The sequence below is a fragment of the Pseudomonas sp. N-137 genome (genome assembly GCF_034555295.1).
GTDB classification, from domain to species: Bacteria; Pseudomonadota; Gammaproteobacteria; order Pseudomonadales; family Pseudomonadaceae; genus Aquipseudomonas; species Aquipseudomonas rhizophila.
Window position 1 is genome coordinate 605,986 of record NZ_JAXUDQ010000006.1, and the last position, 24,942, is coordinate 630,927.

22 protein-coding genes are annotated in these 24,942 nt (G+C 61.0%); 13 read left to right on the forward strand and 9 right to left on the reverse strand.

Annotation, left to right across the window (positions count from 1 at the left end; all coding sequences use genetic code 11):
• Positions 1-10: 10 nt before the first annotated feature.
• From T3A99_RS04970 to T3A99_RS04980, 3 genes are all read right to left on the reverse strand, one after another.
• Positions 11-463 carry a DUF6484 domain-containing protein gene (locus T3A99_RS04970; RefSeq protein WP_047226482.1) on the reverse strand — a complete coding sequence of 151 codons (453 nt, stop codon included), beginning with the start codon at positions 461-463 and terminating at the stop codon, positions 11-13.
• A 16-nt stretch (positions 464-479) separates the two neighbouring features.
• Positions 480-2,705, reverse strand: a complete 2,226-nt coding sequence (locus T3A99_RS04975) for a type VI secretion system Vgr family protein (RefSeq protein WP_274090444.1) — start codon at positions 2,703-2,705, stop codon at positions 480-482.
• A gap of 228 nt (positions 2,706-2,933) precedes the next feature.
• Positions 2,934-4,082, reverse strand: coding sequence for an alpha/beta hydrolase (locus T3A99_RS04980; RefSeq protein ID WP_322834131.1), 1,149 nt, complete (start codon positions 4,080-4,082; stop codon positions 2,934-2,936).
• Positions 4,083-4,472: 390 nt separating this feature from the next.
• Between T3A99_RS04980 and T3A99_RS04985 the strand changes: the two genes are divergently transcribed.
• The 5 genes from T3A99_RS04985 to T3A99_RS05005 all read left to right on the forward strand — a co-directional run bounded on the left by T3A99_RS04985 (position 4,473) and on the right by T3A99_RS05005 (position 8,180).
• Complete coding sequence (locus tag T3A99_RS04985; protein WP_274090442.1) at positions 4,473-4,832, forward strand: co-regulatory protein PtrA N-terminal domain-containing protein; 360 nt, start codon at positions 4,473-4,475, stop codon at positions 4,830-4,832.
• A gap of 166 nt (positions 4,833-4,998) precedes the next feature.
• Positions 4,999-5,202: a hypothetical protein gene (locus tag T3A99_RS04990; protein ID WP_274090441.1), complete on the forward strand. Its 204-nt coding sequence runs from the start codon at positions 4,999-5,001 to the stop codon at positions 5,200-5,202.
• Positions 5,203-5,367: 165 nt separating this feature from the next.
• Positions 5,368-5,616, forward strand: a complete 249-nt coding sequence (locus tag T3A99_RS04995; RefSeq protein ID WP_274090440.1) for a DUF2933 domain-containing protein — start codon at positions 5,368-5,370, stop codon at positions 5,614-5,616.
• Positions 5,617-5,621: 5 nt separating this feature from the next.
• Entirely contained in the window at positions 5,622-7,979 is a 2,358-nt protein-coding gene (locus tag T3A99_RS05000) for a heavy metal translocating P-type ATPase (RefSeq protein ID WP_274090439.1), read from the forward strand.
• 33 nt (positions 7,980-8,012) lie between these two features.
• Positions 8,013-8,180 (forward strand): heavy-metal-associated domain-containing protein, encoded by a 168-nt coding sequence (locus T3A99_RS05005; protein WP_322834011.1) that lies wholly within the window; start codon positions 8,013-8,015, stop codon positions 8,178-8,180.
• Positions 8,181-8,368: 188 nt separating this feature from the next.
• Here T3A99_RS05005 and T3A99_RS05010 read toward each other — a convergent pair whose 3' ends face one another.
• Positions 8,369-10,612 carry a TonB-dependent receptor gene (locus tag T3A99_RS05010; protein WP_322834012.1) on the reverse strand — a complete coding sequence of 748 codons (2,244 nt, stop codon included), beginning with the start codon at positions 10,610-10,612 and terminating at the stop codon, positions 8,369-8,371.
• Positions 10,613-11,046: 434 nt separating this feature from the next.
• On the opposite strand from T3A99_RS05010, the gene T3A99_RS05015 reads away from it, so the two are divergent.
• The 8 genes from T3A99_RS05015 to T3A99_RS05050 all read left to right on the forward strand — a co-directional run bounded on the left by T3A99_RS05015 (position 11,047) and on the right by T3A99_RS05050 (position 19,132).
• Positions 11,047-11,898 carry a putative selenate ABC transporter substrate-binding protein gene (locus T3A99_RS05015; protein ID WP_322834013.1) on the forward strand — a complete coding sequence of 284 codons (852 nt, stop codon included), beginning with the start codon at positions 11,047-11,049 and terminating at the stop codon, positions 11,896-11,898.
• Positions 11,895-12,692 (forward strand): phosphonate ABC transporter ATP-binding protein, encoded by a 798-nt coding sequence (locus tag T3A99_RS05020; RefSeq protein WP_322834014.1) that lies wholly within the window; start codon positions 11,895-11,897, stop codon positions 12,690-12,692. The genes T3A99_RS05015 and T3A99_RS05020 overlap by 4 nt, the downstream gene beginning before the upstream one ends.
• Positions 12,686-13,513, forward strand: coding sequence for a PhnE/PtxC family ABC transporter permease (locus tag T3A99_RS05025; RefSeq protein ID WP_047226488.1), 828 nt, complete (start codon positions 12,686-12,688; stop codon positions 13,511-13,513). The genes T3A99_RS05020 and T3A99_RS05025 overlap by 7 nt, the downstream gene beginning before the upstream one ends.
• On the forward strand, positions 13,510-14,277 hold the full coding sequence (gene phnE, locus T3A99_RS05030) for a phosphonate ABC transporter, permease protein PhnE (RefSeq protein WP_076384900.1): 768 nt from the start codon (positions 13,510-13,512) through the stop codon (positions 14,275-14,277). Before T3A99_RS05025 ends, phnE begins: the two co-directional genes overlap by 4 nt.
• Before the next feature lie 198 nt (positions 14,278-14,475).
• Positions 14,476-15,855: a UDP-glucose dehydrogenase family protein gene (locus tag T3A99_RS05035; RefSeq protein ID WP_076384902.1), complete on the forward strand. Its 1,380-nt coding sequence runs from the start codon at positions 14,476-14,478 to the stop codon at positions 15,853-15,855.
• Positions 15,856-16,028: 173 nt separating this feature from the next.
• Complete coding sequence (locus T3A99_RS05040) at positions 16,029-16,736, forward strand: HPP family protein (RefSeq protein ID WP_076384904.1); 708 nt, start codon at positions 16,029-16,031, stop codon at positions 16,734-16,736.
• A gap of 134 nt (positions 16,737-16,870) precedes the next feature.
• Positions 16,871-17,977, forward strand: coding sequence for an enoyl-CoA hydratase/isomerase family protein (locus T3A99_RS05045; RefSeq protein WP_322834015.1), 1,107 nt, complete (start codon positions 16,871-16,873; stop codon positions 17,975-17,977).
• Positions 17,978-17,980: 3 nt separating this feature from the next.
• Positions 17,981-19,132, forward strand: coding sequence for an acyl-CoA dehydrogenase family protein (locus T3A99_RS05050; protein ID WP_047226493.1), 1,152 nt, complete (start codon positions 17,981-17,983; stop codon positions 19,130-19,132).
• 126 nt (positions 19,133-19,258) lie between these two features.
• Here the strand turns inward: T3A99_RS05050 and T3A99_RS05055 are convergent, their stop codons facing one another.
• From T3A99_RS05055 to T3A99_RS05075, 5 genes are read right to left on the reverse strand one after another with little or no spacing between them, the layout of a single operon-like run.
• The gene (locus T3A99_RS05055; protein ID WP_047226494.1) at positions 19,259-20,032 is read right to left on the reverse strand and encodes an enoyl-CoA hydratase; all 774 of its coding nucleotides are present in this window, start codon (positions 20,030-20,032) and stop codon (positions 19,259-19,261) included.
• Positions 20,033-20,045: 13 nt separating this feature from the next.
• Positions 20,046-21,173 (reverse strand): acyl-CoA dehydrogenase, encoded by a 1,128-nt coding sequence (locus tag T3A99_RS05060; RefSeq protein WP_047226495.1) that lies wholly within the window; start codon positions 21,171-21,173, stop codon positions 20,046-20,048.
• 9 nt (positions 21,174-21,182) lie between these two features.
• Entirely contained in the window at positions 21,183-22,370 is a 1,188-nt protein-coding gene (locus T3A99_RS05065) for an acetyl-CoA C-acyltransferase (protein ID WP_188251708.1), read from the reverse strand.
• Positions 22,371-22,381: 11 nt separating this feature from the next.
• Positions 22,382-23,143 carry an SDR family NAD(P)-dependent oxidoreductase gene (locus T3A99_RS05070; protein WP_274090420.1) on the reverse strand — a complete coding sequence of 254 codons (762 nt, stop codon included), beginning with the start codon at positions 23,141-23,143 and terminating at the stop codon, positions 22,382-22,384.
• Positions 23,144-23,159: 16 nt separating this feature from the next.
• On the reverse strand, positions 23,160-24,824 hold the full coding sequence (locus T3A99_RS05075) for an AMP-binding protein (protein ID WP_047226498.1): 1,665 nt from the start codon (positions 24,822-24,824) through the stop codon (positions 23,160-23,162).
• Between the last annotated feature and the right edge of the window lie 118 nt (positions 24,825-24,942).

Genomic DNA, 24,942 nt, shown 5'->3' on the forward strand with positions numbered 1-24,942 from the left:
CGTCACTGCCTCAGTTGATCTGTACCGAGCCGCCCTTGATCCGGTTCACTCCAGATGATCGGCTCGAGAGGTAGGCGCCTCGGATCAGTACCTTGCCTTCACGGGTAAGAGTGATGCTGGCCTTGCCGCAACGCAGGACGATTTCCCGTTCTGCGGTGAACTCCAAACGCTCGCCGTCCAGGTTCGCGACGGCGCGGGGCGTGGTTTGCGGCAGGCGCTGGATGCGACCGATCACCAGCGGCCGGGCCGGGTCGCCGGCCTCGAACATCAGCGCGACCTGGGCGCCGATGTCTTCGCGACTGAGCGGTGTGGTGGTGCGCGCGGCGAGCCCCGCGTCATCGGGGCAACCGGGAAAAGCCACCACTGGAGCGTCGGCCAGGGGCACATCCAGCAGCACACCAATCACGACGCCCTCCACGCGCACGGGCGTGGAGGAGGGGGCGAGGTGGTATTCGACGGTCATAGCGCACACTCCATGGCTAGTTCTGCAGAATCTTCTGGCCTTTGACGACAACGTTCCTGTTGGCCTTGATGTTGATGGCGCCGGAGCCGTCGATGGTGATGTTCTTGCCGCTGATCACGATGGTGCCGTCCTTCTTCATGGTGATGCTGGCCGCGCCCGTCGTCAGGCTGATCGAGTCGCCGGCGTTGAGGACAAAGTTCTTGCCAACGTCCAGGCTGTCGTTCTGCTTGATGTCGGTGGTGCGGTTGCGTGCGACGTCGCGGGATTCGTTCTGGCCGATCTGGGTACTCTGGTTGCCATTGATCTCGATACCTTCGTTGCCTTTGACCGTTTCGTTGCGGTTGCCGATGATGCCGATGGTCTCGTTACCGCCCACGTCCTCGGTGCGGTTGCTGACGATGGTGATGCTTTCGTTGGCACCGACCTTTTCCGTGCGGTCCGCACCTATGGTGATGGTCTCGTTGCTGCCCACCTTTTCGGTGCGGTTGGCGCCGATGGTGATTTTCTCGTCGCTGCCCACATCTTCGGTGCGGTTCACGCCGATGGAGATGGTTTCGTTGTTGCCGACGGTTTCCTTGCGGTCGACGCCGATCTTGATGGTTTCGTTGTTGTCCACGGTCTCAGTGCGGTCGTGTTTGACGTGTACGGTTTCATCGTTGTCGATGGTCTTGCTGCGGTCGTGGCCGACCCAATGGGTCTCGTCGTTCTCGACCTCGATGTCCTGATTCTTCTCGGCGTGGATAAACAGTTGCTCCGCGCCTTTCTTGTCCTCCATGCGGATCTCATTGAAGTTGGCCTGTGAGCCGTCCTTGCTTGAACGACTTTTCACGCCACTCTGAGTGGCATTGGCTGGCAGCTTGTAGGGCACGGTCTGTTCGGCGTTGTAGACGCGACCGGTGATGATCGGCCGGTCGGGGTCGCCTTCGAGGAAGCTGACGATCACTTCCTGACCGATCCGCGGGATCTGCACCGCCCCCCAGTTTTTGCCAGCCCAGGCTTGGGACACGCGAATCCAGCAGGAGCTGTTTTCGTTGGATTGGTCATGGCGATCCCAGTGGAAGTGCACCTTGACCCGGCCATACTGGTCGGTCCAGATCTCCTCGCCACTGGGGCCAACCACCACGGCGGTCTGTGGCCCGCGGACAATGGGCATGGGCGTCAGAGGGAGAGGGCGGAAGGCTTGGCTGGCATCCATGCAGTCCAGCTCGCTGACGAACTGTTCGGCTAAATCTGACTGTCCGCTTTCATAGATTTCCTGACGGATCTGATAGCGCGCGACCACCACCAGGTATTCGCGATTCTGGTCCGCACGGTCGTAACCCGTCAGCGTGAACAAATGACCGGAGCCCAACCCGCGGGCCCGGCCGCGCAACTGCACGCGCTCGAACTGGCTGTGAATGGCTTCGATGCGGGTGCGTGCGTAGTGATCGCCATCGTTGCTCTGCAGGTATTCACCGGGGTAGTCATAAAGCGGGTGGTCACCGTTGCTGTGGTTGCGTACCACGCTGGAGCGCACCTCAAGGCTGGCGCGCGGGCGCAGGAAGTCATAGTCGTTCAGCGCCAGCGAACCCGGCTGGACTTCCCGCGCCAGTTGCCAGTCATAGAAATGATCGCGTTCGCGCATCTGCCGATCGGGCGGATAGAAGGGCACCGAGTCGTAGTCCGCTGGCGTGGAGTGAGCACCATAGGCGTCGGCCAGCACCAGGACATGACGCTCCTTTTCATGGCGGAAGTAGTAATAGATGCCTTCCTGTTCCATCAGCCGACTGACGAAATCGAAGCTGCTTTCGCGGTACTGAACGCAGTATTCCCACTCACGGTAGCTGGCGCTGAGGCTGTCTTCAAAATCAGAGAAACCGAGGTCGCGAAACACCTGCTTGATGATGTCCGGCACGGTCTTGTTCTGGAAAATCCGACAGTCCGAGGTCCGCGTGAGCAGCCAGAACCATGGCCGCAAACTGACGCGGTATCCCGCGAACTGGCCGTGACCGGTCAGTTGCCGGCAGCTGCTGATAATGCCGTGGAAATAGCGTTTGCCTCCGTTGTACAACTCCAGGGTCAAACCCATCGGTTTGCCCAGCAACTGATCGAACTTGATCGCCCGGTCTTCGGAGGTAAGGTCCAATTCGTAGTGAAACAACCGCCCCAACTCTTCGCTGCCATCCATGCTCTGCAACAACAGGACATCGCCACCGAGAGGACTGTCGACCTGTACCAGACGGTTGTTTTGGGTGATTGCCATCTACGGCTTCCTTGGCTCGTGTTCGGGCATCCGTTCGCCGTAAGGAAGGCAGCGGCGTATCAGGAATACCGGCCAATGACGGCCCCTCAGATGTTCAAGATAGGTGACCGGTGGTCGCTGACTTAGGTTATTTGGTTATAGTTTCATTCTAGAACCGCACCAACAGTGATGAGCACCAGCAACTAGGCTCCAGACAGGAGGAGGGGCCCGACGGCAAGGGGCGGGCGATTATCGTGTGTTTGCCACAGTGGAATGTTCTTGAGCCCCGGCCTCCAGCACCTGCACCATCACCTCGGATTGCCAGGCGAAGTACGGGTTGTAGGTCAACCGTGCATGGACTTTACCGGGCTCACGATAACCCCAGTCCGAATACCAGACAGGGCCACCTGCCTGGCATTGTTGGTAAGCCGTGTCGCTCTGGCCGTTCCAGCACAGACGCTGGTTACCCTGGCGACCATATTGCGGATTATCTGGGGAGAACAGCACGCCCATATGGGAAAACTGACTGATCTGCTCGGCCGGCAACTGGTCGCTGCGCACCAACAGGCGCGGACTTTGCAATTCGTTGGCGAGGTTGCCGTACCAGATCATCCGCGACCCCGGGTTGGGGAAACGCCGATTGAAGGCGTCCCGTACAAACTCCACATCCACCACCGAGTCATGGGCCGCACTGACCACCAGCACCGGGCGGTCGAACGCCTGCGATGCCAGCTTCCTGCGCACGGCGGTACTGCTTAGGTAAAACTGGGCGAAGCCATTGGTTGGCACGTTCTGGTAGCGCAGCGACGTCTGCTGTGGGGCCGCGCTGGTCGGCTGCCGTAGCCATGGTTTGACCTTCGCCAGCCACGGCAGCACCCAATCAAACCCAACATTGGACTTGAACGCCGGGGAAAACAGCAGCAGCCCAGCGATCGACTGATCGTCCATGGCGTACGCCACAACCAGGTTGGCACCGGTGGAGAAACCGCCCAGGTAAACGTGGCCGACATCCTTGCGTAGCAGCGTCACCTGTTGTTCCACGGTTCGACGCCAATCATTGATGTCAACGTCGAGCATATCGGCCGGCCGAGTGCCGTGGCCGGGCAGCAGCACGGTGCGTACCCGATATCCCTGGCTGGCCAGTTGTGTCGCGACATCTACGAATGAGCCGGGCGAATCGCCAAGGCCGTGAACCAGAAGAACGCCTCTACCATTGGGCTGAGCGGGCACCCATTCACGGGGAGCGTTCCAGGCCAGCTCCAAGGTGTGGTCGGGACTTTGAAACTGCCGATTACGCTCAATCTGCGCCAGGGTTTGCAGGCGGTAGTCGCCGAAGCTGACCGGCGCCGGCTGGGCGACCTCAACCGGAGCGCGCGCGCAGCCGGCAAGGCCGATCATCAAGAGCGCGTAGAGTGCTTTCATTGGGGTTTCCATATGTCCATGTTGATGTCCTATCGAGAGCGATAGATGTACCACGCGGGTCGCAGTGCACAAAACCCGGAAGAGTTACTTTAGGTGGGGGAGCTGACGTCAGGGTGACGGGTGGCTGACAGGGGTGCGAGTAAACGCGCTCTATACACATGCTGTTTAACAAGTGGTAGCTTTCGAGCATGCTCTGTGTGGTCTTTTCCCCCCAACCAGAAGCTTACGAAAATGTAATTCTGACTTCAGGTCACTGACAGGGTGGCTTGTCTAGGGTGCAAGCACGAGCACTAGGTTGTGCTCTCGGCCCTCGACAGACCAAAAGCAGAGGTGCCGACCATAGTTTGCACTGTTGGAGACTGCCCCATGAAATCGCTGAAACCTTTGCTTCTGGTTGGTTCGCTACTGCTGTCTTCTATGACTTGGGCCGAAGGGGGCAGCGACCGTGTATTCGAGCGCATCCAGCAGATGCGTGACAAAGCAGAAGCCGTACTGATCCAGGCGGAGAAGGCCCCGGTCGGCGAGCGGCATGTGCACATGAAGGAGCATATGAACATGCTCGAAGACATCATGAGCCAGCTGCACAACGAACATCCCGCGCCAGACATGTCTGCCGAAGAGCACCTGGCCTGGATGGAAAAGCATGACAAGCTGGTAGACGACGTGCTGGGTCAAATGATTCGAGAGCACAAGCTGATGATGGCCGACAAGGAATGCCATCAGTAAAGGATTTCCCCCATCTTCCAGGCCTTTCGTGATTGCTCCTTTGGCCTAGCAGCGCCTCTATGGCGCGTTGCTTTTTCCCAGCTGACGCAATTGTAGTTTTGGGGTCAGCGGCCTGGCAGCAAGCGGGGAATAGCATGAGATCCAGCACCCATCGCGAGGTCTCACCATGAAAGGCTTATCCTTTAAGCTGCTGATCAGCACTCTGTTCATTAGCACCACTTTTCCGGCATTTGCCGAGGCCGGCGGCAATAGCAATGGCATCGGGCAGCAGACCCAGGCGACTCCGGGAACTCGTACCATCTTGGTAAAGATGGACGACATCAACTACAGCCAGAAAACGATCGATGTGAAACCGTGCGCTTCGTTCTGAAGAACGAGGGCGCGTTGATGCACGAGTTCAACATCGGGCAGACAGCTTCCCAACTGGAACACCAGCGTAAGGTGATCGTACGCTGACGTCTATTGATACTCGTCAACTCCGCCCAGTCTGAGACACCTATGCTGATCCAGCTGCCATTGAAACGAGGCTATTGTCATGGACCATACCCATCACACCAGTACCACTGAACCGCCTTTTTGGAGGAGCAAGATTGGCATTGCGCTGATCATGCTGGCCGTAATCGGCATCTTCTATGTGGCACGCGAGCATTACAGTCACATCTCGCAGGCCCTGCCATACCTCATCCTGCTGCTATGCCCGCTTATGCACCTGTTTGGCCACAATCATGGCGGGCACTCCCACGCTAGCGGTGCCACGGTCTCCAAGGATGAAGATAGGAAATAAATCGCATGCGAAATTCCTCCTGCCACGATCACGGACATGCACACAACTCGCACGGTCAACCGGAAAGTCAACGCGACCCCGTGTGTGGCATGGAGGTGAAATCTGATAGCCCATACCGCGAGAGCGTTGAAGGGAGGACCTATCGCTTCTGCAGTGCCAAATGCCTGCAGAAGTTTCAAGTTGATCCCCACTCGTACATGGGCCACTCGTCTCATGAAGCACATCAGCATACGAGTCAGTCCCCGATATCGGCACCAGAAGGAGCCGCATATACCTGTCCGATGCATCCTGAGATTCGCCAACCGACCCCTGGCAACTGCCCGATCTGTGGCATGACGCTGGAGCCTGTCATCCCGGAATTGGAAGAGGAGGAGAACCCGGAGCTGAAGGACTTCTCACGGCGGTTCTGGTGGACCCTACCGCTGACCGTCATCGTGACCGTGCTGGCGATGGCTGGCCATTCCTTGCAACTGTTTCATGGCACGACCCAGAACTGGGTTGAGCTTGCTCTGGCGACGCCCGTGACGCTATGGGGTGGCTGGGTGTTCTTCGCCCGCGGCATTGACTCCATCCGGCACCGCAGCCCCAACATGTGGACGCTGATCGGTTTGGGAACGGCTGCTGCCTACTTATACAGTTTGGCCGCTACCTTGGTTCCGCGGTGGTTTCCGGCGGCCTTTGTCCAGGACGGACGTATCGGCGTCTATTTTGAAGCAGCCGCGGTGATTATCTCACTCACGCTGTTGGGCCAAATGCTCGAACTAAAGGCCCGCTCGCAGACGTCCGCAGCTATCAAATCGCTGCTGGGACTGGCGCCAAAGACAGCGCGGCGCATCAGGCCCGATGGAGTAGAAGAGGACATTCCTCTGACTCATGTCCATCAGGGCGATCATCTGCGTGTCCGGCCAGGCGAGAAGGTTCCTGTAGATGGCACTGTGCTGGAGGGTGAGAGCGCAGTCGACGAATCGATGCTCACCGGCGAGCCAGTACCGGTTACCAAGCGGATAGGCGATGCCCTTATCGGTGCCACCCTGAACACCCACGGCAGCCTAGTGATGGAGGCGCAGAAAGTGGGTGCCGAAACTATGCTGTCGCAGATCGTGCAGATGGTGGCCAAGGCCCAGCGCTCCAAGGCCCCCATGCAGCGTATGGCTGATGCGGTGGCAGGGTATTTCGTGGTCGGGGTGATCCTGATCGCGGTCCTTACGTTCTTCGGCTGGGGGCTATTCGGGCCGGAATCAGGCTGGGTATTTGGCCTGATTAATGCGGTGGCGGTGCTAATCATTGCGTGTCCCTGCGCTCTTGGTCTGGCAACCCCGATGTCCGTCATGGTTGCGACTGGCAAGGCCGCTAGCTGCGGTGTGTTGTTCCGCGATGCCAGCGCCATCGAAAATCTATGCAAGATCGACACGCTCATCGTCGACAAGACTGGAACCCTGACCGAGGGGCGTCCCGTATTCCATAGTGCGGAAGGGACAGGCGGTTACGACTCCAATGAAGTGCTGCGCCTGGCTGCTAGTCTCGACCAGGGTAGTGAGCACCCGCTGGCTCATGCCATCGTCGATCATGCGCGTGGTCAAGGCATTGCACTGGTCAAGCCGGCTATTTTCGAGTCTGGCTCGGGCATTGGTGTGCGCGGGCAGGTCGATGCTCATCAACTGCAGCTCGGCAACACCGCGCTGATGGACGAGGCGGGTGTCGATATTACCCCGCTGCGTAATCGCGCCGAACAACTGCGTCTGGAAGGCATCAGCATCATCTATTTGGCCGTTGATGGTCGCCTGGCGGGACTCCTGGCCGTTTCCGATCCGATCAAGCCTACTTCTCAACAGGCTGTCTCCAAGCTTCAAAGCGAAGACGTGAAGGTCATCATGGCCACTGGTGATGGCCTCACCACAGCAAGAGCCGTGGCGAAGCAGCTCGGAATCGAGGAAGTGCATGGTGAGGTCAAACCGCAGGATAAGGAGAATCTAGTCGCCGATTTGCAGGGCTATGGCCGTCGTGTCGCCATGGCGGGTGATGGCATCAACGATGCGCCCGCCCTGGCCAGGTCTGACGTAGGTATCGCCATGGGCACCGGTACCGATGTGGCGATGAACAGTGCCCAAGTGACGCTGGTCAAAGGAGATCTGATGGGCATCCTGCGAGCGCGCACCCTGTCAGTGGCGACCGTGAAGAACATGAGGCAGAACCTCGCCTTTGCGTTCCTCTACAACGCGATGGGAATCCCGCTAGCGGCGGGGCTGCTTTACCCGCTAACGGGGCATCTTCTGTCGCCCTTGATTGCTGCGCTGGCGATGAGCGTCAGTTCGGCGTCGGTGGTCTTCAATGCTCTGAGGTTGAAATCAACGGACATCGGCTAGTCTCCCAGACCACCGGCCAACGGCTGGGCCTTATTGGGCTGGGGCAGTTGCGTGAATAAAATCACGAAGGTCATCCAGGCGCTGGATCAGAACGCACGGGTAGAAGTGGATCGAGCAGCCGGCAAGGTCACCGTTGAGAGCATAGAAAGTGCCGAATCGATCCGCCTTACCGACGGCCTGGAGAAGGACAGCACGCAATGAATAAACATTTTCCACACACGTCGTTTAACATAATATACATTACACGTAACAAAGTATGTCGCTACCAGCCGGACTATCCAGCAGATTTTCCACCAGACGCTTCCCCTCACCATCACCCACAAGCATCACTGAAAACCAATTCACCGCGCACCAATCCCTTGGCGAGCGTCATCACGGCAACCACTAAACTACCAGCGCGTGCGCAACGTCATGCCCATGCTGCGCGGGTCGCCGGTAAGCACTCCGTAATCACCTGCACCAAGCCGAGGGTAAACGGCGGTGATGTAGTTCTCGTCGAACAGATTGCGCGCCCACAGTTCGGCTTCCCAACGCCTGTTGCTGCGGCGCAGTCCAAGACGCAGGTTGGTCAGTCCATAGGATGGCTGGTAGCTGCCCTGGCCACCTTCGAGCGTGCCGTAGTAACCGCTGCGGAATTTGTAGTCCAGGGCGCTGAACAGCTCCAGGCCATGCTCCAGTGGGTAGCGATAGTCGATTCCAGCGTTGGCGTTCCACTCTGGAGCGTTGAACACGCGTTGACCTCCCAAATCGCACGACCACTGCGCGCTGGTTGGCGAGCACGGCGCGTTGGGGAAATCCCGGTAGCGTGCGTCACTCCAGGCGATCCCCAGCCTCAGGTCAACCCGTTCGCTGGCACGTAGCTGCGCGTCCAGTTCGATCCCGCGCAGGCGCACTTTGCCGACATTGATCAGGTTGTCGCGGATCGGCGGCGAGAACTGGTCCGCCGGCGCACGGTTGGTCAATGCCTGGTAGTCGTCGACATCGGCCTGGTACACAGCCAGATCGAGCACGCCTCGTTCGTTCCAGAAGCTGCGCTTGAGGCCCACCTCGACCGAAGTGACCCGCTCCGCATCGAATGTCGATGAGACATTCGGGCCGATTACGTCGAGATTGATGCCACCGGCCTTATAACCGCGTGACCAACTGGCATAGCCGAGCAGGTCATCGGCAAACTGGTAGCTGAACGTCAATTGTCCGGAAAGATTGCTCTCCTCGATCGCATCACGTCGGTAGTACTCGCCGCCGAGTGCGACGCTGCGCAGCAACGGGCCCGCCAACTGCGAGATCAGGTCAGGGCCCAGTGGCGCCAACCCCGAAACGCTGCGCGACAGCCAGCCCTGCTTGCGCTCGCGGGTGTAGCGCAGCCCTGGTGTGATCGCCAGGCGGTCCGTGGCATGCCAGGTGAGTTGACCGAACACGGCGCGGCTGTCGGTGCGTTGCTGACCGTCGAAGTCCTGCTGCGCGCCATCGAGCAATGACGGGGCAATCATTCCGGGCGTAATGCCCAGCCAGTCGATTTCCGGGCGATCCCCCAGAAAATAAGCGGCCGCGTCCTCGCCGAAACGCACGCCCACCTCGCGGTTCAACTTCTGCCGCAAATAATAAAGGCCCACCACGTAGTCGAAGTGTTCGTTGGGCGAATCGGCCAGGCGCAACTCCTGGCTGAATTGATGGTGATCGAGTTTCACGGCGGCGTTTTCGGCCACCGACAGCGGCATACCATCGCCGTCCTGGTCCGCATCATAGGTCCAGTCGCGGTAACCGCTGATGCTGGTCAGCGTGGCGCCACTGTCGAGCAGCCAGTTCAACTCCAGCGTAGTGCCGGTCTGCAGCGTCTTCACCGTGTTCGGTTCGTCTTGCTGCACGCGACGCGCATAAGGATCTATCGGCAGTTGGCGGTAGCCAACGAAGGCGGCTCGATCAATGCTCGTCTGGCTGTAGTTGCTGGCCGCAAAGACATTGCCCTGCTCGTCCTGCCAACCATACTCACCGATCAGTCGCGCGCTGAATGTTTCGCTCGGCGTCCACATCAACTGTCCCCGCAGGCCCTGGCGGTTCTGGTCACCCAGGTGGCTGCCGTCGTAAGTGTTCTCTATGAGCCCGTCGCGCTCTACGTCGTAGCCGGTCAGGCGCCCTGCCAACACCCCATCGATCAGCGCGCCTGAAACCGTGCCGCGATACTGACGCAGGCCATCACTGCCGACCGAGACCTCGCCATTGCCTTGCGGCTCGAAGGTGGGCGCGCGGCTGCTGATGTTGATCGCACCTGCCGTGGTGTTTTTGCCATATAGGGTGCCCTGTGGCCCCCGCAACACCTCGACCCGCTCGATATCGACCAGGTCGACCAGCGACATGCCTTGGCGCCCGAGGTAAACCCCATCGAGAAACACCCCGACACTACCGTCCAAGCCATCGTTGTAGGAGCTCGAACCGAGTCCGCGAATACCGTAGCTGGCGTAACGCGCACTGGGCACGGCCACCAACAGACTCGGCACGCGCTGCTGCAGGTCCTCGGTACGGTAGATGCCGGCATCGTTCAATTGCTCGCCATTGAGCACGTTCATGGCAATCGGCACGGCCTGCACGCGCTCCTCGCGGTGGCGGGCAGTGACCTTCACCTCGTCGAGTACCAAGACCGAAGGCCGGCCAGGCTCCGCCTGTTCAGCACCAGGATCCTGATCATCGGCCTGGGCCCCACTCAGATAGAACCAACATACAACATGAAGCAGGCATCCATAGCGCACTCGGGGCTCGATCATCCTGGACACAGCAAACCTCTGATAGCGAACTGACATATAGCCGCTGCGAGGCTACATCATTCAGACTATGGAAAAAATCGTAAACGCTCGGGACAATCCATCCCTAGGGAGGCGGTAACAGCCAAGAACTGTTTGCATCGCGCGTTTGAGCTTGTAGGATCCGCGCATTGTGACTGGATGGCCGAGATTCACCAGGGCCAAAAACGACCGTTATCACACTCATTCGTCTACCCTCACAAAGCGCCATGCGGTTGTTCGCGAGTGCCTGGTGCTTCAATATTCCTGCGTTAACGTACCGGAGATTTTCCATGCTCAAGCGTTCCCTGGCATTGGCCGTCGGCTTGACCCTGTCTTTCAGCGCCTTGCTGGCCCAGGCCGCCGACACCCTGAAAGTCAGCGCGATTCCCGATGAAGCCCCTACCGAATTGCTGCGTAAGTTCAAGCCCTTGGGCACTTATCTGGAACAACAGACCGGCATGAAAGTCGAGTTCATTCCCGTAAGCGACTACCCCGCGGTGGTCGAGGCGCTGGCGACCGACCGCATCGACCTGGCCTGGCTGGGTGGTTTCACGTTCGTGCAAGCACGCTTGAAAACCGGTAATGCGATCCCGCTGGTGCAGCGCGAGCAGGACGCCCAATTCACCAGTAAATTCATCACCGCCGACCCTGCGGTCAAATCCCTCGCCGACCTCAAGGGCAAGACCTTTGCATTCGGTTCAGTGTCTTCCACCTCTGGCAGCCTGATGCCGCGATACTTCATGCTCCAGGACGGCATCAAGCCGGAAAGCTACTTCAGCCGCGTAGGTTACTCGGGCGCCCATGACGCCACCGTCGCCTGGGTCCAGGCCGGCAAAGTGGATGCTGGGGTACTGAACGCCAGCGTCTGGGAAAAACTGGTCGCCGCCGGCAAGGTCGACACCACCAAGGTCAAGGTGTTTGCCACCACCCCGGCCTACTTCGACTACAACTGGACGGTGCGCGGAACGCTCGACCCGGCGCTGGCAGCCAAGATCAAGGCAGCCTTCCTGGCACTCGACCCGGCAAATCCGAAGGACAAGGAAATCCTCGATCTGCAGGCTGCCAGCCGCTTCATCGAAACCAAGCCTGAGAACTACAAGGGCATCGAGGAAGCCGCACGCGCCGCCGAATTGCTCAAATGACATTACATCTGACCCAGGTCAGCCTTACCCACGCCAACGGTGTCCAGGCGCTACGTGGCGTGGAGCTGCACATCGGTGCCGGCGAACAGGTCGCCATCATCGGTCCGTCCGGTGCGGGTAAATCGAGCCTGCTCAATCTGCTGGGCACGGCCCTGCGACCGGGTCAGGGCGAAATGCAGGTGCTCGGTGAAACGGCCTGGCAGTTATCTGCCCGCCAACGACAGCGCCTGCGCGCGCGCATCGGCTTGATCCACCAAGCGCCGCCCCTGCCACCGCGCCAGCGCGTGATCACTGCGGTGCTGGCCGGCAAACTGGGTCAGTGGGGCATGGGCAAGAGCCTGCTGAATCTGCTGCACCCGCTGGATGTTCCCGGCGCCCGGGCGGCATTGGCCAGGCTGGATCTGAGCGACAAGCTGTACGCGCAATGCCAGCAACTCTCCGGCGGCCAGTTACAACGCGTTGGGATTGCCCGGGTGCTGTATCAGGCGCCCGAGGTGTTGCTGGCCGATGAACCTGTTTCGGCCATGGACCCGGTGCTGGCCGAGCACACCCTTTCAGTGCTCTGTCGCCATGCCCGGGAGCACAACGTCACCCTGGTCGCCAGCCTGCATGCGGTGGACCTGGCCTTGGCGCACTTTTCGCGGATCATCGGCCTGCGTGACGGACAGATCCTGTTCGATCTGCCGACCGATGCCGTCGACCGTGAGCGGCTCGACAAACTCTACGCCAATGAGCAGTTGATGCCCTCGCCCCCACCGCCCTCCCCCTTGAGTGTGCAAATCCCGCGATGCTGACACGCGATACCCGAGACCCCGCCAGCGGCCCTCGCCTACTGCTCTGCCTGTTGGCGCTTGTCCTGCTGTGGCCGGGCATCCACTTCAGCGAGCTGGACCTTGGCGTGCTGGTGACGAGCGACAGTCAAAGCGAGATGGGCCGGTTTGTCTCGGCCTTCTGGCCGCCGGCCCATGGCGAAGCGTTCATTGAGCTGCTATTGCAAGCCACCTTGCAGACCTTGGCCATTGCCACGGCGGGCATGGCTTTGGCATTGCTGTTCGCCGTTCCCGCCAGCCTGCTGGCAAGCCGTGCGCTTTCGCTGTCTGCGGCCTCCCGGGGTGGCCAACCGGGCTATTGGGGGCAACTGCTGCGCTGGCCGGTACGCGGTCTGCTGATCTTCCTGCGCAGCGTGCCGGAAATCGTCTGGGCCCTGCTTTTCGTCCGCGCCGTCGGTCTGGGGCCGACTGCCGGGGTGCTGGCCATCGCCATTACCTACAGCGGCATGTTGGGCAAGGTCTACGCGGAAATCTACGAGTCGGTCGACCAGCGTCCGGCACATGCGCTGTTGCAGGCTGGCAGCGGCCGACTGACAGCCTTCTGCTACGGGATCCTGCCCAATGTCGCGGCGGAGCTGCTGTCCTACACGGTGTATCGCTGGGAGTGCGCCATCCGCGCCTCGGTGGTGATGGGCTTCGTCGGTGCCGGTGGCCTGGGCCAACAAATGGACCTGTCGTTGCGCATGTTCGCCGGCGGTGAAGTGGCCAGCATGCTGTTGACGTTCCTCGTCCTGGTCCTGCTGGCCGATCAACTCAGTCGCCTGCTGCGCTGGAGGCTGGCATGAACCGCCTGTTCAACGCGATATTGCTCCTGTGCATCGGTGCAGCCGTCGTCGCCTCGTTCGCCTATCTGGGCATCGACCTCGGCCAGCTTGGCGACAGCGGCAACCTGAACCGGATGGGCGCTTATGCCCAGCGTTTCCTCAGCCCGGACCTGAGCCCGAGCCATCTGAAAGCAATCGGCCACGGTGCCCTGGAAACCATCGCCATGTCCGCCCTTGGCACCCTGCTCGCCGCGGTGTTCGGCCTGGTCCTGGCCCTCCCCGCCGCCGGGCGCTTCGGTTGGCCGATGCAAAGCACCTCGCGCCTGGTACTCAACGCCTTGCGCGCGGTTCCTGAACTGGTGTGGGCGGCGCTGATGGTCTTGGCTGCTGGGCTGGGCCCCAATGCCGGCACCCTGGCATTGGCGCTGCACACCACCGGCGTGCTCGGCCGGCTGTTCGCCGAAGCGCTGGAAAACACCCCACCCGAACCGGCCGAAGCCATTCGCCTGCAAGGCGGCAATGCCGTGTGGGCGTTCTGTTACGGCACCCTGCCCAACCTGATGCCGCAGCTGTTGGCCTACATCCTGTACCGCTGGGAAAACAACATCCGCATGGCCAGCGTGCTGGGCTTCGTCGGCGCCGGCGGATTGGGGCAAATGCTCTATGTCAGCCTCAGCCTGTTCCAGGAGGCGCAGGCCAGCACGGTGATTCTGGCGATGCTGCTGCTGGTCCTCGCGGTCGACTCGCTGAGCAGTTGGAGTCGTCAACGCTGGGTCAAGGCCTGAAAGCTGCCGCGTAGCGGCGAGTTTGACAGCACACGTTCAGATCAGGGTGGCTCCCCTCCCTTGCCCACGGGTTGACCGCAACCGCTGCAGCCTGTCAGCGAACTGAAATATCCCCGACTTATTCTGCTGATGCGCGCATTGCGGCGATGTGCGGGTTGTACGTGCCTGCCCGTTCGGAAGTCATCCAGGGAGTCCGCCATGAAAATCAGTGTATTCGGTAGTGGTTACGTGGGATTGGTGCAAGCGGCGGTGTTGGCCGAGGTGGGCCATGACGTGGTGTGCATGGACATAGACGAACAGAAAGTCGAAAGCCTGCGCCAGGGCCAGGTGAGTATCTTCGAACCCGGTCTGGCCGCGCTGGTCCGTGAGGGGCTGGAGGCCGGACGCCTGCATTTCACCCACGATGAAAAGCTCGCGGTGCAGCACGGTCAGGTGCTGTTCATCGCCGTGGGTACGCCTTCCAGGGAAGATGGCTCGGCCGATTTGAGTCAGGTCCTGGCCGTCGGTGAGGCGGTCGCTCGTTACCGCGAACTACCGGTCCTTGTCGTGGAGAAATCCACTGTACCGGTGGGTACCGGCGACGCCCTGCGGGCGCACATCGACAAATGCCTGCTCAAGGCCGGCCGTTTGTTGCAGTTCGATATCGTGTCCAACCCCGAGTTTCTCAAGGAAGGCTCGGCAGTGGCCGATTGTCGCCGCCCGGATCGCATCGTGATCGGCTGCGAACGCGATGAAGTGCGCGACACCATGCGCGACTTGTACGCGCCCTTCAATCGCAACCATGACCGGATCCTGTTCATGGACCTGCGCAGCGCCGAGCTGACCAAGTACGCAGCCAACGGGATGCTGGCGACGAAGATCAGCTTCATCAACCAGATCGCGGAGCTGGCGGAACACCTGGGCGCTGACATCGAAGCCGTGCGCCTGGGCATCGGCGCGGACTCGCGCATCGGTTATCACTTCATTTACCCGGGCTGCGGCTACGGTGGCTCGTGTTTTCCCAAGGACATGCGCGCGCTGATCCACACGGCCGAGCAAGCCCACTGCTCCAGCGATCTGTTGCAAGCGGTGGAAACCATCAACCAACGGCAGAAGCACAAGCTGTTCGAACGCATCCAGGCGTTCTACAAAGGCGATTTGCGCGGTAAAACCTTCGCGGTGTGGGGCTTGGCCTTCAAGCCCAACACCGACGACATGCGCGATGCGCCGAGTCGTACCCTGCTGGAGGCGTTGTGGGGGGCCGGTGCCAGTGTCCGCGCCTTTGACCCAGAGGCCATGCAGCAGACCCAGCAGCTGTATCCCGACGAATCGAAGCTGATGTTGATGGGCACGCCGGAATCGGTTTTGCCGGGGGCCGATGCACTGGTGATCTGCACTGAATGGCAACCGTTCAAGGCGCCGGATTTCGACCTGATCCAGCAACGGCTCAAGGCTGCGGTGATTTTCGATGGCCGCAACCTGTATGACCCGGACCGCATGGCAGACAAGGGCTTTACCTATTTCCCCATAGGGCGCGGGCAATCGTGCAACCTGCCTATCGCTCAGCAAACCTGGTTTCAAGCGTCCAGAAGCGCATGATCTTCCTTACCTCAAAATAAGTGCACTCAAACAGCATTAATATGAATTTGTAAGCAAGGGCCGCGAACGGCACACTGTGCATCGTTCCTCCCCCAACTGTTGGAACACTTAAAGGGCTTTCAGGGATTCTCCCGTAAGCCCCTTTTTTTGTTCGTTTTTTGGATTTCCGCTTAATGCTTTCTCGCTGGTTCCCCGCTGCTATCAATACCCGCCCCACCGAATGGAGCCGGGCCGCCATCGGTATGGCCCTGGGTACGATGTTCAGTGTCTGGCTGTGTGGCCAGGTGTTTGGCCTTGAGGTGGCGCAACACTTGATTGGCCCACTCGGCGCCTCGGCCGTGCTGTTGTTTGCCGTCTCCTCAGGCGCCCTCGCCCAGCCCTGGTCGATCTTCGGCGGTTACTTGTGCGCCTCGGTGGTGGCATTGCTGGTGGCCCATGTCCTGGGCCGTACCCTGGGGAGCGCCTGTCTGGCGGCCGGCATGGCGCTGGTGTTGATGTGCTGGCTGCGTTGCCTGCACCCTCCGGCGGGCGCCCTGGCGGCGACGATGGTATTGGCCGATCCGTCGATCATCGCCCTGGACTGGCAAGCTGTCGGTGCCGCGATGCTGGCCGGTTCCACCCTGCTCTTGAGTGCATTGGCCTATAACAACCTGACGCGCGTGCGCTATCCCAAGCGCGCCAGCGAGCCGACGCCGGTCATTCCCGCCGACCATTCACCCATCGACCGTCAGGCCATTACGGCTGAGGACTTGAAGCTCGCTCTTGAGCAAATGGAAGCATTCTTTGACGTAACTCCCGAAGATCTCGAGCAATTGATCCACGCCAGCGAACGCAATGCCAGGCGTCGCAGCATCACGGAAGTCCTCTCGGGTCGCGGCTGAGCCTGAGGCTGCTATAAATATGCAGACAGGACCTGCACGTATCCCGGTTGTGCAAGGCAAATTTGCACTGGTACGATCCTGACCGGGTACGCGCGACACAATTCATAAAGAACAATAAAAGCAGGGAGTTAGCGATGACAGCTCAGGTTTCATCACAAGCCTCGGGACCCATCGGAGCCGTGGCTCATGAAGTGCTGGTCGAAGTACGCAACCATATCGGCCACTTGACCCTGAACCGCCCCGCCGGCCTCAATGCCCTGACGCTGGACATGGTGCGCAGCTTGCAGCAACAGCTCGATACCTGGGCTATGGACCCACAGATCCGCGCCGTGGTACTGCGTGGTGCCGGCGAGAAAGCGTTTTGCGCCGGCGGCGATATCCGCTCGCTGTACGACAGCCACAAGCAGGGCGACAACCTGCACCAAGACTTTTTCGTCGAGGAATACGCCCTCGACCTGACGATTCATCACTACCGCAAACCCATCCTCGCCTTGATGGACGGTTTCGTCCTGGGCGGCGGCATGGGCTTGGCGCAAGGTGCCGACCTGCGGGTGGTGACCGAACGCAGCCGCCTGGGCATGCCGGAAGTCGCCATCGGTTATTTCCCCGACGTCGGGGGCAGCTATTTCCTGCCGCGCATTTCTGGCGAACTGGGCATCTACCTGGGAGTCAGTGGCGTACAGATCCGTGCTGCCGACGCGCTGTATTGCGGGCTGGCCGACTGGTATCTGGACAGCGACAAGCTCGATCGGCTCGATGAACGTCTCGACCGCCTGGAATGGCACGACACGCCCCTCAAGGACCTGCAAGGCCTGCTGGCGAAACTCGGCATGCAGCAGTTGCCTGCCCCGCCTCTGGCCGACCTGCGCCCGGCCATCGATCACTTCTTTGCCCTTGCGGACGTGCCAAGCATGGTCGAGCAGTTGCGTCAGGTCACCGTCGCCAACAGCCATGAATGGGCGCTGAAAACTGCCGACCTGCTGGAGACCCGCTCGCCCCTGGCCATGGCCGTAACCCTGGAAATGCTGCGTCGCGGCCGGCATTTGAGCCTGGAAGACTGTTTTGCCCTGGAACTGCACCTGGACCGTCAATGGTTCGAGCGCGGCGACCTGATCGAAGGTGTGCGCGCCTTGCTCATCGACAAAGACAAGAACCCGCAGTGGAACCCGCCGACCCTGGAGGCGCTGGACAAGCGCCACGTGGCGAGTTTCTTCGACGGCTTCGACGACCACGGGAACTGAACCATGCACGACCTTGAGCTGACCGAAGAGCAAGTGATGATCCGCGACATGGCCCGGGATTTTGCCCGCGGCGAGATCGCCCCTCATGCCCAGGCCTGGGAAAAAGCCGGCTGGATCGACGACGCCCTGGTGGCGAAGATGGGTGAATTGGGTCTACTGGGCATGGTGGTGCCCGAAGAATGGGGCGGTACCTACGTCGATTACGTGGCCTATGCCCTCGCGGTGGAAGAAATCTCCGCGGGCGATGGCGCCACCGGGGCGCTGATGAGCATTCACAACTCGGTGGGTTGCGGGCCGGTCCTCAATTTCGGCACCGACGAACAGAAACAGACCTGGCTGGCCGATCTGGCCAGCGGCCAGGCCATTGGCTGCTTCTGCCTCACCGAACCCCAGGCCGGGTCCGAAGCCCACAACCTGCGCACCCGCGCCGAACTGCGGGACGGCCATTGGGTGATCAATGGCGCCAAGCAATTCGTCAGCAACGGTAAGCGGGCGAAACTGGCGATTGTTTTTGCGGTGACGGATCCTGAGCTGGGCAAGAAAGGCATTTCGGCGTTTCTGGTGCCGACCGACACGCCGGGCTTCATCGTCGATCGCACGGAACACAAGATGGGCATCCGCGCTTCGGATACCTGCGCCGTGACCTTGAACAACTGCACCATCCCCGAAGCCAACCTGTTGGGGGCTCGCGGCAAAGGCCTGGCGATTGCCCTCTCCAACCTGGAAGGCGGCCGCATCGGCATCGCGGCGCAGGCCTTGGGCATCGCCCGTGCGGCGTTTGAAGCGGCCTTGGCTTACGCGCGGGACCGGGTGCAGTTCGACAAGCCGATCATCGAGCACCAGAGCATCGCCAACCTGCTGGCCGACATGCACACCCGCCTGAACGCCGCTCGCCTGCTGATCCTCCACGCCGCCCGCCTGCGCAGCGCCGGCAAGCCATGCCTGTCGGAAGCCTCCCAGGCCAAGCTGTTCGCCTCGGAAATGGCCGAAAAAGTCTGCTCCTCGGCCATGCAGATTCATGGCGGGTATGGGTATCTCGAGGATTATCCGGTGGAGCGCTACTACCGCGATGCGCGGATTACCCAGATCTATGAAGGGTCGAGCGAGATACAGCGGATGGTGATCGCCCGGGAGTTAAAGAACTACCTGGTGTAATGGCTGAAAAAGCATCGCGAGCAGGCTCGCTCCCACATGGGATCTTTGGTGTACGCAATCTCTGTGTACACCTCCGAACCCTGTGGGAGCGAGCCTGCTCGCGATGGCGTCAGTCAGGACGCCGCATTACTTGTCCTGAAACTCCGCCGCCCGTTTGGCCACGAACGCCGCCATGCCTTCCTTCTGATCCTGCGTGGCAAATGCCGCATGGAAGACCCGGCGCTCGAAGCGCACACCTTCGGACAGGCTGACTTCAAAGGCGCGGTTGACGCTTTCCTTGACCATCATACTGATGGGCACTGACTTGGAGGCGATCAGAGCGGCGGTTTTCAGCGCGTCGTCGAGCAATTCATCAGCCGGCACGATGCGCGCAACGATGCCGCAACGCTCCGCTTCCACTGCATCGATGAAACGGCCGGTCAGGCACATTTCCATGGCCTTGGCCTTGCCCACTGCGCGAGTAAGCCGCTGGGTGCCACCCATGCCCGGCAGCACGCCCAGGTTGATCTCCGGCTGACCGAACTTGGCATTGTCACCGGCCAGGATAAAGTCGCACATCAACGCCAGTTCGCAACCACCGCCCAAGGCAAACCCGTTCACTGCCGCGATGATCGGCTTGCGCCGGTTAGCCACGCGGTCGCTGTCGCTGAACAAGTCATCGAGGTAGATCTGCGGGTAGGTCAGCTCGGCCATTTCCTTGATGTCGGCACCGGCGGCAAAGGCTTTTTTCGAGCCGGTCAGCACGATGCAGCCAATCTTTGGATCAGCCTCCAATGCATCCAGCGCCTGGTTCAGCTCGCTGACGATCTGCGCGTTCAAGGCGTTCAACGCCTGGGGACGGTTGAGGGTGATCAGGCCAACGCGGTCCTTGATCTCCAATAAAATCGTTTCGTAGCTCATGCAGGACTCCTGTTCAAAGATTGCGCGAAATGACCATGCGCTGAATGTCGCTGGTGCCTTCGTAGATCTGGCAGACCCGCACGTCGCGGTAGATGCGCTCCAGCGGGAAATCGTTGAGGTAACCGTAACCGCCCAGAGTTTGCAACGCCATGGAGCAGACTTTTTCGGCCATTTCCGAGGCGAACAGCTTGGCCATGGACGCTTGCACCAACGCCGGCTGGCCGTTGTCGCGCAAAGCAGCGGCGTAATGGACCATTTGCCGCGCCACGGCGATCTGGGTGGCCATGTCCGCCAGACGGAACGCCACGGCTTGGTGTTCGATAATCGGCTTGCCGAAACTTTGCCGCTCGCGAGCATAGTCGCGGGCCGCTTCGAACGCCGCGCGGGCCATGCCCACGGACTGCGCCGCGATACCGACCCGTCCGCCTTCCAGGTTCGCCAGGGCGATCTTGTAGCCCTCGCCCTCCTCCCCCAAACGGTTGCCCACCGGAACACGGACATCCTCGAACAGGATCTGGCAGGTGTCGGAGGCGTGCTGGCCCAGTTTGTCTTCGACCCGCGCCACGCTGTAGCCCGGCGAATCGGTGGGCACGATGAACGCACTGATGCCACGCTTGCCGGCGCTCGGATCGGTCACCGCAAACACAATCACCACCCCGGCGTTCTGCCCGGAGGTGATGAACTGCTTGCAACCATTGAGCACGTAGTGATCGCCCTCCAACCGTGCCCGGGTCTTGAGGCTACTGGCGTCCGAACCGGCCTGGGGCTCGGTCAATGCAAAGGCACCGAGCATCGCACCGCTGGCCAGGGGGGTGAGGAATTTGGCCTTCTGTTCATCGCTGCCGAACTTGAGGATCGGCACGCAGCCCACCGAGTTGTGCACGCTCATGATGGTCGAGCACGCCCCATCGCCGGCGGCGATCTCTTCCAGGGCCATGGCATAAGTCAGGTAACCGGTGTCGCAACCGCCCCACTGCTCCGGCACGAGCATGCCGAAGAAACCCAGTTCGGCCATTGCAGCAATGGCTTCCTTAGGGAAGCGGTGCTCGCGGTCCCACTCAGCGGCGAACGGTTTCAAGCGCTCCTGAGCGAACTGCCGGGCCACGTCGCTGATTTGAGTCTGTTCTTCAGTCGGGAGCATGGTGATTCCTTAATACAGGCATTCAACGGCCATGGCCGTGGCTTCGCCGCCACCGATGCAGATGGCCGCGACGCCACGCTTGAGGCCTTTCTGGCGCAGGGCCGAAAGCAGCGTCACCAGGATCCGCGCGCCCGACGCACCGATGGGGTGGCCCAGCGCGCAGGCGCCGCCATGGACGTTGACCTTGTCGTGGGGGATCTCCAGCGCGCCCATGGTCGCCAACGCCACCACTGCGAAAGCCTCGTTGATTTCAAACAGCTCCACGTCGTCGAGCGACCAACCGGTTTTGTCCATCAGTTTCTTCACCGCGCCGATGGGGGCGGTGGGGAACAGGCTCGGCGTGTCGGCAAAAGCGGCGTGGCCGTGAATCACCGCCAACGGCTTCAAGCCTCGCTCCCGGGCCTGGCTCTGGCGCATCAACACCAGGGCTGCGGCACCGTCAGAGATGGAGCTGGCATTGGCTGCAGTGACCGTTCCGCCCTCACGGAACGCCGGTTTGAGCGAGGCGATCTTATCCAGGCGGGCCTTGGGCGGCTGCTCATCGTGGCGCACGGTGACCTGTTCCTTGCCGACCATGACCTGCAACGGCACGATCTCGGCGTCGAAACTGCCGTCCTTGATCGCCTGTTGGGCACGGGTGGTGGAAGCGATGGCGAAAGCATCCTGGGCTTGGCGGCTGAAACCGTTGGTTTCAGCGCAGTCTTCGGCAAAGGTGCCCATCAGGCGGCCCTTGTCGTAGGCATCTTCCAGGCCATCGAGGAACATGTGGTCAAGCACCTTGCCGTGACCCATGCGCAAACCGCTGCGGGCGCGGTCGAGCAGATACGGGGCGTTGGACATGCTTTCCATGCCGCCAGCCACCACCACCTCGGCGCTGCCGGCGATCAGCATGTCATGGGCAAGAATTGCCGCCTCCATGCCCGAACCACACATCTTGTTGAGCGTGGTGCAGCGGGTCGATTTATCGAGCCCGGCCCCCAGTGCGGCCTGGCGCGCCGGAGCCTGGCCCTGGCCTGCCGCGAGCACACAGCCAAACAGCACTTCTTCAACCGCATCAGGGGCAATGCCGGCCCGCTCCACGGCAGCTTTAATGGCGGCGGCTCCCAGTTGCGGAGCGCTGAGGCTTTTCAGTTCACCTTGAAAGCCGCCCATGGGGGTGCGGACGGCGCTGACGATAACAATCGGATCGTTGGACATGACAATTGCTCCTACTTGGCAGCCATACGCAAGGCGCCGTCGAGACGGATCACCTCACCGTTGAGCATGGTGTTTTCAATGATATGCCTGACCAGCGCCGCGTACTCGGCCGGTTTGCCCAGACGCGGTGGAAAAGGCACGCCAGCGGCCAGGGAGTCGCGTACTTCGGGTGTCATGCCGGCCATCATCGGCGTTTCGAAAATGCCCGGGGCGATGGTCATCACACGGATGCCGAAGCGCGCCAGTTCCCGGGCGGCCGGCAGGGTCAGGCTGGCGATGGCGCCTTTGGAGGCCGCGTAGGCTGCCTGGCCGATCTGGCCGTCGAAAGCCGCCACCGAAGCGGTATTGATGATCACGCCACGCTCACCCTCGGCATCGGCCTCGGTTTCACTGATAGCGGCGGCGGCCAGACGCAACAGATTGAAGCTACCGATCAAGTTGACGTTGATCACCTGGCTGAAGCTGGCCAGCGCGTGCGGGCCGTTCTTGCCGAGGATCTTCTCGCCGCGCACGATGCCGGCGCAGTTCACCAGGCCATTGAGGCCACCGAACGCCGCCAAGGTGGCCTTGACCGCCGCGTCTGCCGCCGCTTCGTTGCTGATGTCCGCCACCACGCTATGGCAGCCCAGCATCTGCGCCTGGGCAGCCACGGCTTCGGCGTTGAGGTCCACCAGCATCACCTTGGCACCGGCCTTGACCAGCATCTCGCCGGTGGCCGCGCCGAGGCCGGACGCGCCGCCGCTGACGAGGAAAATCTTGTTGTCGATCTGCATCATGGTTTCCTTGGATTCAAGCTGAAACGTTAGGCGCCGCGGCCTCTTGAGCCTTGGCGATCTCCTGGTTGCGCAAGATAAAGCGCTGCAACTTGCCGCTTGGGGTTTTCGGCAAATCACTGACAAATTCGATTTCACGGGGATAGGCGTGAGCGGCCAAGCGCTTACGCACGTGCTGGCGCAACTCTTCGGCCAGCTCTGGCGCGGCGCGGTATTGGGCGCTGAGCACCACGAAGGCTTTCACCAGTTCGGTGCGTTCGGGATCGGGCTTGCCGACCACCGCAGCCTCGACGACGGCGGGGTGTTCGATCAGTGCGCTTTCCACGTCGAACGGGCCGACGCGATAGCCGGAGGTGGTAATCACGTCGTCGCTGCGGCCGACGAAGCTGATGCTGCCATCGGGGTTGAACTCAACGGTGTCGCCGCTCAGGTAATAATCGCCGACGAAAGCCTTGGTTGGCCCGCCCTCGTAACCGGCGAACCAGCACATCGGTGACTGGCTGCGGTCGACAGCGAGAATGCCCGGCTGGCCCACGCCCAATTCACGGTTATTTTCATCCAGCACCACGATCCGGTGGCCCGGCGAGGCAAAACCAGCCGCGCCCATGTGCACCGGATGTTCCAGAGCGTGGTGATTGCACAGCACCATGCCCAGTTCGGTCTGGCCGTAGTGATCGTGGATCACCACGTTCAGGTTGTCGGCAAACCAGCGGATGACCTCCGGGTTCAGCGGCTCTCCGGCGCTGCTGACCGCGCGCAGCGTGCCCTTGATCGAGCGGGCGAACTGATCGCCCCCGGCGATCAACAAACGATAGGCAGTGGGTGAACCGGCGAGGTTGGTGATGCCGTACTTGTTGATGACTCGGCAAGTGCTTTCCAGGGTGAACGGCCCATCGTAGAACGTGATGGGATGCCCCATGGCCAGAGGGCCGGTCACACCGAAGTAGATGCCGTAGGCCCAGCCCGGGTCAGCGACGTTCCAGAAGGCGTCTTCGGGACGCAGGTCCACGGCGTCACGCATGTAGCTCTGGAATGCGACGATGGCCTTGAGCGGCACCGACAGCGCCTTGGCCGGCCCAGTGGTGCCGGAGGTAAACATCAACAGGAACGGGTCTTCGCCACTGAGCATCACCGGTTCGCACTGGTTTGCATGGTTCGCCACTTCTGCCCAGAAACTGTAATCGCCGCGAACGATGCCCTGGCCTTTTGCGCCGCCGACCGTGACCACTGTGGGGCAACCGGCTACATCGTTGAGTTTGGGGCGATTGACCGCGTCGGTGACCACAACACGCGCACCGGAGCTGCCCAGACGGTGTTCGATGGCCTTGGGGCCGAACGCGGTGAACAACGGCTGATACACCGCGCCGATGCGCCACGTGGCGAGTACCACGATCAGCAATTCAGCGGTACGTGGCAGCAGGCCGGCCACCTTGTCACCCTTGCCCACGCCTTGGGCCAGGAGGAAATTGGCAAAACGTGCGGCGTTGTCCTGCAGGTCACGGTAAGTCCAGGTCGCGTCGCTGCCGTCGCGACCCTCCCAGAACAAGGCAATACGCCCCGGCAACGCATGCCGGTCGCAACACTCGACACAGGCGTTCAATGCCTCGAGCGAGCCGTGCAGTGCGGTGTTGACGGTGTGCAGGTAATCGAACTGTGACGTGGCGGACGAGTAATCGCGCATGACCAGAATCCCTCTGTACTTTTTATTGGTTGGGGGAACCGTAAACAGCAGGGAAATACTCGCGCCGAAGGGCTTGGGCGGCAATGGTCAAAGCCATCAAGTTGCTTGACTGGTTTGG